General features: G+C 66.4%; 16 protein-coding genes. 12 read left to right on the top strand and 4 right to left on the bottom strand.

The features are described 5' to 3' along the window. The first annotated feature begins 32 nt into the window (after nucleotides 1–32). Genes JX552_RS28600 through hpt form a run of 3 tightly spaced genes read left to right on the top strand, consistent with a single transcriptional unit; the run spans nucleotide 33 to nucleotide 2601 of the window. Nucleotides 33–1049, top strand: a complete 1017-nt coding sequence (locus JX552_RS28600) for a zinc-dependent metalloprotease (RefSeq protein ID WP_205878732.1) — start codon at nucleotides 33–35, stop codon at nucleotides 1047–1049. Continuing rightward, a complete protein-coding gene (gene tilS, locus JX552_RS28595; protein WP_205875190.1) occupies nucleotides 1028–1987 on the top strand; it encodes a tRNA lysidine(34) synthetase TilS in 960 nt (319 codons plus the stop codon). The genes JX552_RS28600 and tilS overlap by 22 nt, the downstream gene beginning before the upstream one ends. After that, nucleotides 1984–2601 (top strand): hypoxanthine phosphoribosyltransferase, encoded by a 618-nt coding sequence (hpt, locus tag JX552_RS28590; RefSeq protein WP_205878733.1) that lies wholly within the window; start codon nucleotides 1984–1986, stop codon nucleotides 2599–2601. The genes tilS and hpt overlap by 4 nt, the downstream gene beginning before the upstream one ends. Here the strand turns inward: hpt and JX552_RS28585 are convergent, their stop codons facing one another. Beyond that, a complete protein-coding gene (locus JX552_RS28585; RefSeq protein ID WP_205875189.1) occupies nucleotides 2602–3333 on the bottom strand; it encodes an SIMPL domain-containing protein in 732 nt (243 codons plus the stop codon). 663 nt (nucleotides 3334–3996) lie between these two features. Between JX552_RS28585 and JX552_RS28580 the strand changes: the two genes are divergently transcribed. The 4 genes from JX552_RS28580 (at nucleotide 3997) to JX552_RS28565 (ending at nucleotide 7617) form a co-directional block, all read left to right on the top strand. Further along, nucleotides 3997–4296: a PE family protein gene (locus JX552_RS28580; protein ID WP_205875187.1), complete on the top strand. Its 300-nt coding sequence runs from the start codon at nucleotides 3997–3999 to the stop codon at nucleotides 4294–4296. An 11-nt stretch (nucleotides 4297–4307) separates the two neighbouring features. Next, nucleotides 4308–5555 carry a PPE family protein gene (locus JX552_RS28575; RefSeq protein ID WP_205875186.1) on the top strand — a complete coding sequence of 416 codons (1248 nt, stop codon included), beginning with the start codon at nucleotides 4308–4310 and terminating at the stop codon, nucleotides 5553–5555. 514 nt (nucleotides 5556–6069) lie between these two features. Beyond that, entirely contained in the window at nucleotides 6070–6369 is a 300-nt protein-coding gene (locus JX552_RS28570; RefSeq protein ID WP_205875185.1) for a PE family protein, read from the top strand. A 12-nt stretch (nucleotides 6370–6381) separates the two neighbouring features. After that, nucleotides 6382–7617 (top strand): PPE family protein, encoded by a 1236-nt coding sequence (locus JX552_RS28565; RefSeq protein ID WP_205875183.1) that lies wholly within the window; start codon nucleotides 6382–6384, stop codon nucleotides 7615–7617. A 5-nt stretch (nucleotides 7618–7622) separates the two neighbouring features. Here JX552_RS28565 and JX552_RS28560 read toward each other — a convergent pair whose 3' ends face one another. From JX552_RS28560 to JX552_RS28550, 3 genes are read right to left on the bottom strand one after another with little or no spacing between them, the layout of a single operon-like run. Continuing rightward, nucleotides 7623–8636: a zinc-binding dehydrogenase gene (locus tag JX552_RS28560; RefSeq protein WP_205875181.1), complete on the bottom strand. Its 1014-nt coding sequence runs from the start codon at nucleotides 8634–8636 to the stop codon at nucleotides 7623–7625. After that, nucleotides 8636–9823 carry an LLM class flavin-dependent oxidoreductase gene (locus tag JX552_RS28555; RefSeq protein WP_205875179.1) on the bottom strand — a complete coding sequence of 396 codons (1188 nt, stop codon included), beginning with the start codon at nucleotides 9821–9823 and terminating at the stop codon, nucleotides 8636–8638. The genes JX552_RS28560 and JX552_RS28555 overlap by 1 nt, the downstream gene beginning before the upstream one ends. Next, the gene (locus JX552_RS28550; RefSeq protein WP_205875177.1) at nucleotides 9820–10785 is read right to left on the bottom strand and encodes an alpha/beta fold hydrolase; all 966 of its coding nucleotides are present in this window, start codon (nucleotides 10783–10785) and stop codon (nucleotides 9820–9822) included. The genes JX552_RS28555 and JX552_RS28550 overlap by 4 nt, the downstream gene beginning before the upstream one ends. A gap of 116 nt (nucleotides 10786–10901) precedes the next feature. On the opposite strand from JX552_RS28550, the gene JX552_RS28545 reads away from it, so the two are divergent. The 5 genes from JX552_RS28545 to folB all read left to right on the top strand — a co-directional run bounded on the left by JX552_RS28545 (nucleotide 10902) and on the right by folB (nucleotide 15585). Further along, entirely contained in the window at nucleotides 10902–11315 is a 414-nt protein-coding gene (locus tag JX552_RS28545; protein WP_205875175.1) for a VOC family protein, read from the top strand. A gap of 186 nt (nucleotides 11316–11501) precedes the next feature. After that, nucleotides 11502–13733: an ATP-dependent zinc metalloprotease FtsH gene (gene ftsH, locus JX552_RS28540; RefSeq protein ID WP_205875174.1), complete on the top strand. Its 2232-nt coding sequence runs from the start codon at nucleotides 11502–11504 to the stop codon at nucleotides 13731–13733. 16 nt (nucleotides 13734–13749) lie between these two features. Then, nucleotides 13750–14352, top strand: a complete 603-nt coding sequence (gene folE, locus JX552_RS28535; protein ID WP_205875173.1) for a GTP cyclohydrolase I FolE — start codon at nucleotides 13750–13752, stop codon at nucleotides 14350–14352. Continuing rightward, nucleotides 14349–15191: a dihydropteroate synthase gene (gene folP / locus JX552_RS28530; protein ID WP_205875171.1), complete on the top strand. Its 843-nt coding sequence runs from the start codon at nucleotides 14349–14351 to the stop codon at nucleotides 15189–15191. The genes folE and folP overlap by 4 nt, the downstream gene beginning before the upstream one ends. Further along, entirely contained in the window at nucleotides 15184–15585 is a 402-nt protein-coding gene (gene folB / locus JX552_RS28525; protein ID WP_205875169.1) for a dihydroneopterin aldolase, read from the top strand. The genes folP and folB overlap by 8 nt, the downstream gene beginning before the upstream one ends. The last annotated feature ends 55 nt before the right edge of the window (nucleotides 15586–15640 follow it).

Below are 15640 nucleotides of genomic sequence, written 5' to 3'. Positions count from 1 at the left end.
GCCCATCGACGTCCGGGTCGTCGGGTCTGTCCATGGGCAATGCCGTCGACTGGCGGTTCGCCGCCACGGTCGGGGAGAAGCTGGCCCGGGGCGGGCCGGTCACCTCCGACTACACGCGGCGGCAGGTGGTGGAGGAGTTGAGCCGGGCCGCCGAGCAGGCCGAGCCGCCGGTGCGCGAAGTCACCGGGCTGATCACCGGTGACGCGGTGCCGCCGGCCCGCATCGTGAACCGGCCGGAGTGGATCCGCGCGGCCGCCGAGTCCATGCGTGCCATGACCAACGGCGCGGAGAAGCCGCACAGCTTTTTCACCGGCCGGCTTACCGGCGCCCAGACTGGTGCCGTGCTCGCCTTCGTGTCCTCCGGCATCCTCGGCCAGTACGACCCGTTCACCACCCCAGACACCGGCACCCTGCTGCTGGTCTATCCCAACGTCATCGCCGTCGAACGTCAGCTGAAGGTGGATCCCTCGGACTTCCGGTTGTGGGTGTGCCTGCACGAGGTGACCCACCGCGTGCAGTTCACCGCCAATCCGTGGATCGCCGGCCACATGTCGAGCTCGCTGAGCCTGCTGACCCAGGAGCCCGCCGAAGACATCCGGGAGGTTGCCGGCCGGCTCGCCGACTTCGTCCGCAATCGGGGGCGCGACGAGTCCCATCCCGAAGGGATCCTGGGTCTGGTGCGCGCCGTGCAGTCCGAGCCGCAGCGCCAGGCCCTGGATCAACTGCTGGTGCTCGGCACACTGCTGGAAGGCCATGCGGAGCACGTGATGGACGCCGTCGGTCCGGTGGTGGTGCCGTCGGTCGCCGCTATCCGGAGCAAGTTCGATGAACGTCGTCAGCGCAGGCAGCCGCCGTTGCAGCGGCTGGTGCGTGCGCTGCTGGGTTTCGAAGCCAAACTCAGTCAGTACACCCGTGGCAAGGCATTCGTCGACCAGGTGGTGGACCGGGTTGGCATGACGCGGTTCAACGCGATCTGGACGGGTCCCGAGACGTTACCCCTGCCGGCCGAGATCGAACACCCGCAGCGATGGATCGACAGGGTCCTGTAGCCCACCTGCGCAGGGCGGTAACCGAATTCGCGCAGACATATCTGGGTGATACGGATCGCTGGTGTGTGGGCCTGTCCGGCGGGCCGGATTCGCTGGCCCTGATCGCGGTCGCGGCGCGGCTGCGGCCCACCACCGCGTTGATCGTCGACCACGGCCTGCAGGCTGACTCTGCGATTGTCACGGAAACCGCACGGGCACAAGCTATTTCGCTCGGTTGCACGGAGGCGCGGGTGCTGCGGGTAGCGGTAACCTCGGACGGCGGCCCGGAGGCCGCCGCGCGTGCCGCTCGTTATCGCGCCCTCGATGCGAATCGGGACGGGCCGGTGCTGCTGGCGCACACGCTCGACGACCAAGCCGAGACGGTATTGCTGGGGTTGGGTCGGGGATCCGGGGCGCGGTCCATCGCCGGCATGCGTCCCCACGATCCGCCGTGGTGCCGGCCGCTGCTCGGGGTGCGGCGAACGGTGACCCACGGCGCGTGTACCGAACTCGGCTTGGCCCCTTGGCGGGACCCGCACAACGCGGATCGCCGCTTCACCCGTGCCAGGTTGCGCGGCGAGGTGCTGCCGCTGCTGGAGGACGTGCTGGGCGGCGGGGTGGCCGAGGCGCTGGCGCGCACCGCCACGGCACTGCGCGAGGACACCGACCTGATCGACGCGATCGCCGCCGACGCGCTGCCGGGGGTCTCGACTGGGGCGGGGCTGGATACCGCGGCGCTGGCCGTGCTGCCCGCTCCGGTGCGCCGGCGGGTGATCCGCGGTTGGTTGCTGGCCGGCGGCGCGGTCGGACTGACCGACAAGCAGATCCGTGGGGTGGACACGCTGATCACCGGGTGGCGCGGGCAGGGCGGGGTGGCGGTCGGGTCCAGGCTGCGGGGTCGGCGCCTGTTCGCCGGGCGGCGTGACGGCGTACTTGTATTGCGCCAGCAGGCAATCTGACGCCTGCGTTGGTTCTTCTCAGGTGGGCGTGGCACGCTGTGCACGTGACGGCGGAGCTGTACCCGGGGGACATCAAGTCGGTGCTGCTCACCCAGGAGCAGATTCAGGACCGCATCGCTGAGCTGGCGCACCAGATCGGCGAGGACTATCGGGATCTGGCGGCTACCACCGGCCAGGACCTGCTGTTGATCACCGTCCTGAAGGGCGCGGTGCTCTTCGTCACGGATCTGGCGCGCGCCATCCCGCTGCCGACCCAGTTCGAGTTCATGGCGGTGAGCTCCTACGGCTCCTCGACGTCCTCCTCGGGAGTGGTGCGCATCCTCAAAGACCTCGACCGCGACATCCATGACCGGGACGTGCTGATCGTGGAGGACGTCGTCGACTCCGGCTTGACCCTGTCGTGGCTGTTGCGCAACCTGACCAGCCGCCATCCACGCTCGCTGCGGGTGTGCACGCTGCTACGTAAGCCGGAGGCGGTGGGCGCCAACGTCGACATCTCCTACGTGGGCTTCGACATCCCCAACGATTTCGTGGTCGGTTACGGCCTGGATTACGACGAGCGCTACCGCGATTTGTCCTACATCGGGACGCTGGACCCGCGGGTTTACCAGTAACTACGTCAGCTCCCACACCGCGGTCACCGAGAAGCCCACCGTCTGCTGACCCGGTTCCAGCGGCGCCATCGACGCGCGCGGCGCCGGCTGCGGGCCGGACGGGTGCGTCGCACCCGAGGCTTCCGAGATGGACAGCACCTTGCCCAGACTCAGTCCGGAGAGCTGGGCGTACTGCTGGGCGCGGTACTTGGCGTCGTCGAAGGCGCGGGCCCGCGCGTCCTTGACCAGCTGCGAGTCGTCGGCGATCGAATAGTTGACCGAGCCGATCCGGGTGGCGTCGCCCCCGGTGCTGACGACCAGGGCCAGCAGCTTGGACGCTGCGTCGGTGGGGTGGATCTTGAGTTCGACACCGTTGGTGGCGCGGTAGCCCGTGATTGTCGTCGTTCCGCTGGTCTCGGGGGTGGCGTACTGCGGCTGCAGGCTGACTGTGGTGGTGCGGATGTCCTTGCGGTCCAGGCCGGCACCGACCAGTGCGTTGATTACGGCTTGCTGACGCTCGTTGGTCTGGTTCATGGCGGTGGTGACGTCGGCCGCGGCGAACTCGATGGCCACGTTCGCGGTCAAGGTGTCCGGGACACCCTGAACCTCTCCCGAGCCGATGACCGTGACCTGCCGTGGATTGACTCCCGGAGAGGGTGTCGCTGGGTGGGAGTCGCAGGCCGACAAAGTGAGGAGCGTGAGGCCGGCGGTGGCTGCGACGATCAACGTTCGGAAGCGGTTTGCGGTCGGCATGTCCGTGACCCTAACCGCCGACAGGGCGACGGGAGTTGTTTACCTGCTGTTCAATCTTCGACCTCCGGCCGCGGGTGCGGCGTGCCCTGGTGGTGGTGTAGCAAAGGCATGTAGACCCGCTGACACCCGCACACCTCAAGTGTTATCCCGAGCTGGCTGCAATAATTCGTCCGCGCAGCGGCTCGTTTCGTGTGCGCATCGCAACTGCGCTCTGCGGTTCATTGGTCTTTGGTAACTGCTCAAACGCGGTTTTCGCCCCAGCTTCCGCGTGGCGAGACCGACGTACGGCTGCTCGAAGTCCCGCCGGCGACCCGTGGGCACCGTTTCCAAGGTGTTCAATCGCGGTTGATCAGGTCTTTTGTCTCAGCGCGCCGAGATGCATAGCATATCCGGCTAGATCCTGACGGCGTTTAGTGAGTAACTCATAGAAACCTCACTTCATATATGAAACATATATGATTCATAACTGGACGCTCTCTGTCCTGCGCTTATCGGTTAGCAAATGAATAATCGTTAACTCGACAATGAACAGGCTGTGCGAAGCATGTGGAGGTCCCATCCCGCTGCTTAACGTGAGTCCAGATCCGCTAACGCGCCGGTGACGACGGAGTCATTCGGCGCGCCACGCTGCCGATGCTCATTGCAAACCAGGGAGGAAATCTCATGTCGCTCGTCTACGCAGAGCCCGACACGCTGGCTGGTGCCGCGGGGGAGTTGCAGTCCATCAACGCGGCCATGCGCGCCGGCAATTCGGCCGCCGCAGGCCCCACCACCGCCATCGCTCCGGCCGCGTCGGACCTGGTCTCACTGCTGACTGCCACCCAGTTCGCCAGCCACGCGAATCTCTACCAGGAGATCAGCGCTCAGGCTGTGGCGGTTCAAGAGCAGTTGGCGGCGACCCTGGGACTCAGCGCGGCGTCTTATGGGATCACTGAGGGCGCTAACGCCGCCACGATCGGTTAGGGACGCTATTCATGGTGGACTTCGCAGCTTTTCCGCCGGAGGTCAACTCCACGTTGATGTACACCGGCGCCGGTTCGGGCCCGATGCTGGCCGCCGCCGCGGCGTGGGACGCGTTGGCCGGCGAGTTGCAGGCCGTTGCGGCCTCGTACGGTGCGGTCGTGATCAGCCTGACCGACGGGCCCTGGCAGGGGCCGTCTTCGGCCGCCATGGCGGCCGCGGCGACACCGCAGATTGCGTGGCTGAATGGCGCCGCCGAGAAGGCCGCACAGGCGGGCTCGCAAGCAGCCGCGGCGGCGAGCGCCTTCGAGGCCGCATTCCTGGCCACGGTGCCTCCCCAAGTGGTCGCGGCCAATCGGGCGCTGTTGGCGGCCCTGCTGGCGACCAACTTCCTCGGCCAGAACACCGCGGCCATCGCGGCCACCGAGGCTCAGTACCTTGAAATGTGGGCACAGGATGCGGCCGCGATGTACGGGTACTCCGGGGCGTCGGCGGCGGCAACAGCGCTGCCGGTGTTGACTCCACAGCACGTGGCCACCAGTCTGGCCGGGTTGGGCGCCCAGGTGAACGCGCAGTTCAATGCGCTGAACTCGGCGGCTGCGGCGGCAGGTCTGCATGAGATACCGAAGGCATTGAGCCAGATGGCCGGCCTGACGAACACGCCGCCGTGGTTGGCCAACCCGCAGGCGGCGCTGGGTCTTACCGGGCACACCTGGAACGCCACCGGTGATGGGATCGTCGTCAACGGAATGCTGGGCGACGTGGTGGAGGGCCTGACCGGATCGGCAACGCTGGATGCCAGCACCGCATTCGACTCTTACATCAGGCTGATCTCGCCGTTCCGTCTCTCCACTACGGCGCTGAAGGACATCGACGGCCTCTTCCACAGCGCGTTCCCTGCGGCCGCGAAGGCCGCCGAGGGCGCCGCGAAGGCCGCCGAGGGCGCTGCCGCGGCCGTTGCTCCCACCTTCGGCAGCGGACTGGGCAACGCGCTGGGCGGAATCGTCGGAGCGGCCGGTAACGCGGCCAAGGTCGGTGCGGTGTCAGTCCCGGCCAGCTGGGTCAGCACTCCGGCGGTCAACCCGATCACTGTGGCGCTGAACGGAATGAGTGGGGCTGCCGCCGCCGAACCTGCCACGGCGGCGTTTGGCGGGTTGCCCATGATGCCGGGAGCGGGCGCGGGTCGCAGTGTGGCCAACTTTGCCGCACCACGCTACGGGTTCAAGCCGACCATGGTCGTGCAGCCGCCGTCAGGGGGATAACGGCAGCACAAGATAGTTTCGGCAACAAAGCGGACGGCGGCAGTGTGAACTGCCGCCGTTTCGCATTCGTGGCGCGCCTGCGGTCCAATCGAAGCCCGGTGCCTTCTTCCAACGTCCCGTCAAACCCGAAAGTCTTTCGCCAAGAGGATGATTCGCCTTCTTGTGAGTGGGCTACGAGCCCGACTCCGCCCGTCGGCGATCGCGCAACAGCAAACCAATTGGGGCACAAATGCTTTCGACAGGAGAAGGAGGGTGGCGCAGATACGTCGAAAGTTGGAATATTCATACATGGCTCATAGAATCGGGATCTTAACACTGAGACCCCTTGTGGCAGATGAATTGTTGCCAACTCCATGATGAACAGGCCATCGAAACCCTTGTGCTGCCCCGAGGTCGCTCCCCTAGCCTGGCCAGTGGCCGCTTCGCAGACCCTCGGGCGTAGTCAGCGTGGCCGCCGATTGAGAAGTGCTTCGGGGGAAGTTGCTTTCACAACATGCTTTTAGGGAGGAAAAACATGTCACTCGTGATAGCGCGGCCAGAGATCGTGGCCGGAGTCGCTGGTGAGTTGCAGTCGATCAATGCCGTCGCCAGGGCGGGGGACGAGCTGGCGGCGGCGCCTACGACCGGAGTGGTGGCTGCCGCGGCGGATATGGTTTCTGTTCTGACCGCAGCCCAGTTCGCCGCCCACGCCAGGGTGTACCAGGTGATCAGCGCTCAGGCTGCCGCTGTGCAACACGAATTGGCGACCACGTTGGCCATCTCCGCCGGGTCCTACGCCGATACCGAGGCCGCCAACGCGACAACGGTCGCCTAGCGGGACATGCCAATGGATTTCGCGCTGATGCCACCGGAGGTCAACTCGACCTTGATGTACTCCGGCCCCGGTGCCGGACCAATGCTGACTGCCGCGGCCGCCTGGGAAAACCTGGCCACAGAACTGCAGGGAACCGCGGCGTCTTACCGGTCGTTGCTGTCCGGCGTCGCGGCGGGACCGTGGTTGGGGCCCGCGTCGGCGGCCATGTCCGTCGCGGTCGCGCCGCACTTGACCTGGTTGAGCACGACCGCTGCCCAAGCCGAACAGGCCGGAGCCCAAGCCGCTGCCGCGGCGGGCGCCTACGAGGCTGCGTTCGTCGGCACTGTACCTCCAGCGGAGGTGGCGGCGAACCGTGCTTTGCTCGCAACCTTAGTTGCTACCAACATCTTTGGGCAGAACACCCCGGCCATCGCGGTGGTGGAGGCCGACTACGCCGAGATGTGGGCACAGGACGCGAGCACCATGTACAGCTATGCTGGTACTTCGGCCGCGGCGACCACACTGCCCGAATTCGTACCGCCGAAATCGGCCACCACACCGTCCGGCCCGGCAGCCCAGGCGGCGGCGGTGGGTCAGGCTGCCGGCAGTGCCGCCGCGGCGGATACCGTTGCGCTGCAACAGATGATCAATTCCCTGCCCACCAGCCTGCTCGGCCTCGCCGGGTTCACCAACACTCCGCCCTGGCTGACCAATCCGGCTGCGGCACTTGGCTTAACTGGCCATACCTGGAACTCCAACGGTGACGGGATCGTCGTCGGCGGACTGTTCGGTGACGTGGTGGAGGGCTTGACGGGTTCGGCAACAATTGACGGCAGCACAGGCTTTGATGCCTTCATCAGGTTGGTCTCTCCGGTCAGGCTCTTCGGTACTGCCTTCAGAGACATTCAGGGTCTCAGCGCCGCAATGTTGCCGCATGCCGCCTCGGAGGGTGCAAAAGTGTTGCAGGCGTTGCCGGCCGCGATCCCAGCCCCTTCGCTGCTGCCTGGCCTGGGTGGGATCGGCACCGCCGCACAGATCGGCGGTTTGTCGGTTCCCAACGCCTGGGCTTCCGCGACGCCCGGGCTCGGCCGCGTTTCGACGCTGCCGTTCAGTGGCGCGGGCGCCAACGCGGCGGTGGCTCCCGAACCCAGTCAGCACATGCTCGGCGGCATGCCGTTGGCGGGTGGACTGGGACGCGGAGCGGCCGCCAACGCGCCCCGTTACGGATTTCACCCGACCGTCATGACACGGCCACCCTTTGCGGGTTAAGCCGCCTACGGCGTGACCAGAATCTTGCAGTGCCGCTCCGGATCTGCGAGATCGTCGAAGGCCGCCCCGACGTCCGTCAGGTCCACCTGACCGGTGATCATCGGCGCGACATCGATGCGGCCCTCGCCGATCGCACGCAACGAGTCGGCGAACTCCTCGGGCGTATAGGCGTTGACGAACTGCAGGTTGATCTCCTTGGCGATGCCGAAGAACGGGTGCACAGAGTCGGGTTGCATGCACACGCCGGCGACGACCAGTCGGGTACCGTTGCGCGCCCGCCGCATGATGTCGTCGATGATGCCGGGCACCCCGACCGCCTCGAACACCACTCGCGCCTTGACGCTGTCGAACGGGGATCCCTGCGCCGGGTCCACCGTCCGGTGTGCGCCCATCTTGGCCGCCAGCTCGCGGCGCTTCGGCGAGAAGTCTGACGCCACAATGGCTTCCACGCCGCGCAGCCGCAGCGCCGCGATGATGGCGATTCCGATCGGTCCGCAGCCGATCACCAGGGCGGTCTCGCCCGCCTGGATGGCGGACTTGTTCACCGCATGCAGTCCCACCGCCATCGGTTCGGCCAGTGCGGCGTGTCTGGGGTCCAGGCCGTTGGGAATGGGCAGCAGCAGCGGAGCGGAGAGCAACATCCGCTCGGCATAGCCGCCAAGCGTGGTGTTGCTGAAGACGATGGGCTCAATACCTTTGTCGGACAACACCACCGGGATCGACGTTACCAACGTACCGGGTGGTTCAGTTTCGGTGTTGGGTCCGGCTTCGAGCACCTCGGCACTGAACTCGTGGCCCATGAAGACGTCTTGGTTGAGATCCAAGTTCATGCTGCCCCGTCCCCGGGCCAGCTGGTTGCTCAGCGCCACGACGTCGGCGCCGTGCGCCGCGAAATGCAGATCCGAGCCGCAGATTCCGCAACACCGCACCGCGACCAGCACCTGGCCGGGTCCTGGAACCGGATCCGGCACGTCGTCACGGTAGACCATCCGACCGTCGCGCAGCACCGACGCGCGCATCAGTTGGCGGTTCCGTCGTGTTCGGCTACGTGCTGGGTGATCGCCTGCACGACGGCCTGGCCCGCCCGCCCGATCAGCTCCTCTCGCTTGTCCCTGGCCCATTCATGGGATGCGCGTGGCGCTTCCAGTTGACCCTTGAAGTGGGGAATAACCTTGCGGGCGAACAGATCATAGGAGTGAAAGGTCGCCTGCGGCGACGCCCAGTCATGCCCGAGCAGCAGCAAGGTCCCGAAGCCGCCCGAGCGGTCCAGCAGATCTTCGATGTGAGCGATCGCGACTTCGGGGGTTCCGATGCAGCAGTTCCCCTTGGCGGCATAGTCTTCGACGAACTCGCGGGGTGACTGCGCGCCTTCGACCGTGTTGGACAGTGGCACGAAGCCTGCAGCGCCGAAATACTTGGCGAAGTCCATCAGCCCATAGGTGCAATCCTCAATCGCCTGATCGCGCGTGTCCGCGATGTGCATGATGCTCAGGACCCGCCAGCCGTTACGGTCGGGCTCCGGCCGACCCGCCTTAGCGGCCTGCTCGCACACCACGTTCCAGGTGTTCTCCAGTGCCGCGAATCCGCCGGGCACCGACATCGACAGCGACAGCAGTGAGGTGCCTAGGGCGCCGGCCAGGCGCGGCCCGGACGGTGAAATCATTGCGGCAGTCGATATCTCGGGATATGGCCAGGTGTAAGGTCGGATGTGCAGCTGGGCATCGCGCAGGGTGAACCACTCGGTGTGACGGTCGATGCGTTCTTCCGGTGCGGCCCGGAACAACGCCAGGATCGCCTCCAGGGATTCCTGCATCATCCGTCGCTGGTCGACCGGATCGATACCCATCATGTACGCGTCGGAGGGCAGCGCACCAGGTCCGGTGCCGAACATCACCCGCCCCCGGGTCAGATGATCCAGCAGTACCCAGCGGTCGGCCACCATCAGCGGATGGTGGTAGGGCAGCGAAACTACGCCGGTGCCCAGTCGGATGTGCTTGGTGCGTTCGGCGGCAGCCGCGATGAAGACCTCGGGGCAGGCGATCAATTCGTAGCCGCCGGAATGGTGTTCGCCGAACCATGCCTCGTCATAGCCCAGGCGGTCCAGCGCGACGACACGCTCCATGTCGTACTCCAGAGCCACCGTCGGAGATTGGCCGGTCGGGTGAAACGGCGTGATGAAAACGCCGAATCGCATTGGTGCACTCACCATTTGACTCCTTCGAGGAATTCCAGCAGTGCTGAGTTCACTTCGTCGGGCCGTTCCTGCTGCAACCAGTGCCCGGCGCCGTCGATCATGAGCTCGCGGTAGGGGCCGCTGACCACTTCGGCGGCCCGGTCGCTGCGCGTGAAAGCCAGCACCGGATCGGCCCCGCCGCCGATGAACAGGCACGGCACGGTGATCTTCGCTTGGTCCAGTTCCGGCGTCGTCTCCCAGTTGCGGTCCATGTTGCGGTACCAGTTGAGCCCACCGGTGAAACCGGTTCGGCTGAATTCCCTGACGTAATGGTCGATCTCGTCCTGACTGATCCAGTCGGGCAGCGAGTCGGGTTCGGGGAGCCGGTCGATGAAGCCTTCTGGACCGGGTGCCACCATCCGCAATGCCGCGCCCTGGTCACCCGTCAACTGCAGACTGCCCATCATTCGGCGCATCACCCGGGCGGGGTCGCCGTTGAGTTCGGCATCGGCGACGCCCGGTTCCTGGAAATACAGGATGTAGAAGAAGTTGTCGCCGAACGTGCGCCGCAGCGCAACGGTTACCGGCCGCTTGGCCCGCGGTACCGGGGGAACGCTCAGCGCCGCTACCGCGGCGACACGGTCGGCGTGCAGCAGGCCGGCGTTCCACACCACCATGGCGCCCCAGTCGTGGCCGATCCACGCCGCCCGCTCGGCGCCGACATCGTCGAGCAGGCCCACGATGTCAGCCGTCAGATGGTGGATGTCGTAGGCGTCGATCGCCTCCGGGCATGAGGAACCGCCGTAGCCGCGCTGGTCGGGAGCGAGCACGTGATAGCCGGCATCGGCGAGCACCGGGATCTGGTGTCGCCACGAGTAGGCCAGTTCCGGAAAGCCGTGGCAGAGCACCACCACGGGGGCACCGCGGTCGCCGGCCTCGACCACCCGCAACCGCACACCGTTGGTGTCAACTAACCGTTCGGTTGATACGCCCATCGTCTCACCAAATCACAACACCGTCGGGCTGAGAAGGGGTCTCGAGAAGGGTCTTGAGATGGGAGCTCGAGAAGGGCCGGTCAGTTCTCGGGGGCTCGGCCGCGCATCATGGCTTCATGCGACTGGACCATGTGGTGCTCTGGACTAAGGACCCCGCTCGGGCGATCGATTTCTACACCAGGGTGGTCGGTCTGGCACCCGTCCGGTACGAGGAATTTCAGGCCGGCGACGCGCCTTTCCCCAGCGTGCGCGTATGCGACGACGCCATCATCGATCTGCTGCCGTCCGACGGCGCCCCCGACACCGAGGCGATGACCAAGGTGCAGGGCAGCGCGGGTCATCCGGTCAACCACGTCTGCCTGGCCATGACGAAAGCGGAGTACGACGCGCTGGACCGTCGGCTGCAGGCCGCGGGGGTGGATACGAGCGCGCGGTTGAATCACAGCTTCGGTGCCCGGGGCTGGGCGCCGCAGGGTTATTACTTCGCCGACCCGGACGGCAACGTGGTCGAGGCCCGCTACTACGCGTGACTGTTCGCCCAGATATTCCGCCCAACCTGGAATTGGCCGCACGCTCAGCGATGGTCGGGAACCGCTGATTGTCAGCCAGGACACAAAGACGACCCGCTCTGCCGGAGCTGGCCATCGCCACGGGCGGTAACCTGGACCTTTCCAGCTGCGTTTATCGGAAGGACCTGGCCCGTCGGCCGATGATTGATGAACCGTAAAAACGTGATACGCACCGTGACGGCAGTCGCCGTCCTGGTGCTGCTCGGCTGGTCGTTCTTCTACTTCAGCGACGACACCCGCGGTTATAAACCCGTCGACACCTCGGTGGCGATCACCCAGATCAACAGCGACAACGTCAAGAGCGCGCAGATCGACGACCGCGAACAGCAACTGCGATTGACCCTCAAGAAGGGCAACAACGACACCGAGAACTCCGACAAGGTCATCACCAAGTACCCCACGGGCTACGGTGTCGACCTCTTCAACGCGCTGACGGCGAAGAATGCCAAGGTCAGCACGGTAGTCAACGAAGGTAGCCTGATCGGCGAGCTACTCGTCTACGTGCTGCCGTTGTTGCTGCTGGTCGGCCTGTTCGTGATGTTCTCCCGCATGCAGGGCGGCGCCCGGATGGGCTTCGGCTTCGGCAAATCCCGAGCCAAACAGTTGTCCAAGGACATGCCCAAGACCACCTTCGCCGACGTCGCCGGCGTCGACGAAGCGGTCGAGGAGCTCTACGAGATCAAAGACTTCCTGCAAAACCCGTCGCGCTACCAGGCCCTTGGCGCCAAGATCCCCAAGGGCGTGCTGCTTTACGGCCCTCCCGGCACCGGCAAGACGCTGCTTGCGCGCGCTGTGGCGGGTGAGGCGGGAGTGCCGTTCTTCACCATCTCCGGTTCCGACTTCGTCGAGATGTTCGTCGGTGTCGGCGCATCGCGGGTGCGTGACCTTTTCGAGCAGGCAAAACAAAACAGCCCCTGCATCATCTTCGTCGACGAGATCGACGCGGTCGGACGTCAGCGCGGTGCCGGCCTGGGCGGCGGACACGACGAGCGTGAACAGACGCTCAACCAGCTGCTGGTCGAGATGGACGGCTTCGGCGACCGCGCCGGGGTCATCCTGATCGCCGCCACCAACCGACCCGACATCCTGGACCCGGCGCTGCTGCGGCCGGGCCGATTCGACCGACAGATCCCGGTCTCCAATCCTGACCTGGCCGGCCGCCGGGCGGTCCTGCGGGTGCATTCCAAGGGCAAGCCGATCTCCCCGGACGCCGATCTGGACGGACTGGCCAAGCGGACCGTCGGCATGACCGGCGCCGACCTGGCCAACGTCATCAACGAGGCGGCGCTGTTGACCGCCCGGGAAAACGGCACGGTGATCACCGGCCCGGCGCTGGAAGAGGCGGTCGACCGCGTCATCGGCGGACCGCGCCGCAAGGGCCGCATCATCAGCGAGCACGAGAAGAAGATCACCGCCTACCACGAGGGCGGGCACACGTTGGCGGCCTGGGCGATGCCGGACATCGACCCGGTCTACAAGGTCACGATCCTGGCCCGTGGCCGCACCGGCGGGCACGCGGTCGCCGTGCCGGAGGAGGACAAGGGCCTGAGAACCCGCTCGGAGATGATCGCCCAACTCGTCTTCGCGATGGGCGGGCGCGCGGCCGAAGAACTGGTCTTCCGCGAGCCGACCACCGGCGCGGTCTCCGACATCGAGCAGGCCACCAAGGTCGCTCGCGCGATGGTCACCGAATACGGCATGAGCGCGCGCCTCGGCGCGGTGAAGTACGGCACCGAACACGGTGACCCTTTCCTGGGCCGCACCATGGGCAACCAGGCGGACTACTCCCACGAGGTCGCCCGCGAGATCGATGAAGAGGTCCGCAAGCTGATCGAGGCCGCGCACACCGAGGCATGGGAGATCCTCACCGAATACCGGGACGTGCTGGATACGTTGGCCGGTGAGTTGCTGGAGAAGGAAACCCTGCACCGGCCAGAGCTGGAGGCCATTTTCGGCGACGTCGAAAAGCGCCCGCGCCTGACTCTGTTCGACGACTTCGGTGGCCGGATCCCGTCAGACAAACCGCCCATCAAGACGCCCGGCGAGCTGGCGATCGAGCGCGGCGAGCCGTGGCCGCAGCCGGTGCCCGAGCCGGCGTTCAAGGTGGCGATCGCGCGCGCCAGCAAGGCCGCCGAAGAGGCCGAGGCGGAGCAGGGCAACGGCGACCCGAATGCGCGCGGCGCCAACGGTTCGCACGCGAGCACGCAGCCCGACTACGGCGCACCGGCGGGGTGGCACGCACCCGGATGGCCGCCGCCATCGTCCAGCAGGCCGCAACCCGCACCCGGCTATTCCGGCCCGGATGAGTCTGACGCAGAGCAGCCCTCCGGTCCGCGGGACAAGGATGTGACCCGGTCCAATCCGCCGGCCCATGGCTGACTAGATGGAGGGTTCGATGACGCAACTGGAATCCATGCAAACCGGCGCCCGGCCGTTCGACCAGGCCCGCGCGGAGGCGGCGGTTCGCGAGTTGCTGATCGCGGTCGGTGAGGATCCTGATCGCCACGGTCTGCGCGACACGCCGGCCCGCGTGGCGCGTGCATACCGGGAAATTTTTGCCGGGCTCCACACGGAGCCCAGCGCGGTGCTCAGCGCGATGTTCGACGAGAACCACGACGAGTTGGTGATCGTCAAAGGGATACCGATGTACTCCACCTGCGAGCACCATTTGGTGGCTTTCCACGGGGAGGCCCACGTCGGCTACATCCCGGGTGCGGACGGCAGGGTGACCGGCTTGTCGAAAATCGCTCGGCTGGTGGACCTCTACGCGAAGCGTCCACAGGTGCAGGAGCGGCTCACGAGTCAGATCGCAGACGCCCTGGTGCAGCGGCTGGATCCGCGCGGGGTCATCGTGGTGATCGAGGCGGAGCACCTGTGCATGGCGATGCGCGGTGTCCGCAAGCCCGGGGCCACCACGACGACGTCCGCGGTGCGAGGTCAGTTCAAGTCCGACGCCGCTTCCCGGGCGGAAGTACTCGATCTGATTCTGCGTAAGTGAGTTTGGCACCCGTGCAGGTGATGGGGGTGCTCAACGTCACTGACGACTCGTTCTCCGACGGCGGTCGTTACCTCGATGCTGAGGGCGCGGTCGAGCACGCTCTGGCGATGGTCGCCGACGGCGCCGACATCATCGACGTCGGGGGCGAGTCGACCCGTCCGGGCGCCACTCGGGTGGACCCGGAGCTGGAAACAGCGCGTGTGGTCCCTGTCGTGAAAAATCTTGCCGCACAAGGGATTGCCGTCAGTATCGACACGATGCACGCGCGGGTGGCGCGCGCGGCGCTGGAAAACGGTGCGCAGATCGTCAACGACGTGTCCGGAGGGCGGGCCGACCCGGCCATGGCGCCACTGCTGGCCGAGGCCGGGGTGCCGTGGGTGCTGATGCACTGGCGGCCGGTATCGGCCGACCACCCACACCGGGTACCGGAGTACCGCGACGTGGTGGCCGACGTGCGCGAGGACCTGCTCGCCAGTGTGGACGACGCGGTGGCGGCGGGTGTTGACCCCGGCAAGCTGGTGATCGACCCCGGGCTGGGTTTCGCTAAGACGGGCCAACATAATTGGGCCTTGTTGCACGGACTTGCGGAGTTGGTTGCCACCGGGTTTCCGGTGTTGCTGGGGGCGTCGCGCAAACGCTTTCTCGGTACGTTGCTGGCCGGGCCCGACGGCGTATCCCGACCGGCCGACGGTCGCGAGACGGCGACCGCGGTGATCTCCGCATTGGCGATGCTGCACAGGGTCTGGGGGGTACGGGTGCACGACGTGCGCGCTTCGGTCGACGCCCGCAAGGTCGTCGGGGCGTGGCAGGGTGCGGAAGGGGCGACAACCGGTGGCTGACCGAATTGAGTTGCGCGGCGTCAAAGTTCGCGGACGTCATGGCGTTTTCGACCATGAGCGGCTTGACGGGCAGGACTTCGTCGTCGACATCACGGTGTGGATCGACCTGGTGCGGGCGGCAGCCAGTGATGAGCTGGCCGACACCTACGACTACGGCGCGCTCGCGCAACTGGCGGCCGACATCGTCGGCGGAACGCCGCGGAATCTGATCGAAACGGTGGGGGCCGAGATCGCCGACCGGGTAATCACCGACGAGCGGGTGCACGCGGTCGAGGTGACAGTGCACAAGCCACAGGCGCCCATTCCGCAAGCCTTCGACGACGTGGCCGTGGTGACCAGGCGGTCTCGGCGCGGCGGGCGCGGATCGGTGATCCCGGCGGGCGCGGTCGTATGACACGCGTCGGCAACGATGCAGTAAGGGCACCTGCCGCTTGCGGGGGAGAACGGCG

It is taken from the genome of Mycobacterium gordonae (genome assembly GCF_017086405.1).
Lineage (GTDB): Bacteria > Actinomycetota > Actinomycetes > Mycobacteriales > Mycobacteriaceae > Mycobacterium > Mycobacterium gordonae_D.
This window is presented reverse-complemented; position numbering and strand designations above follow the sequence as displayed.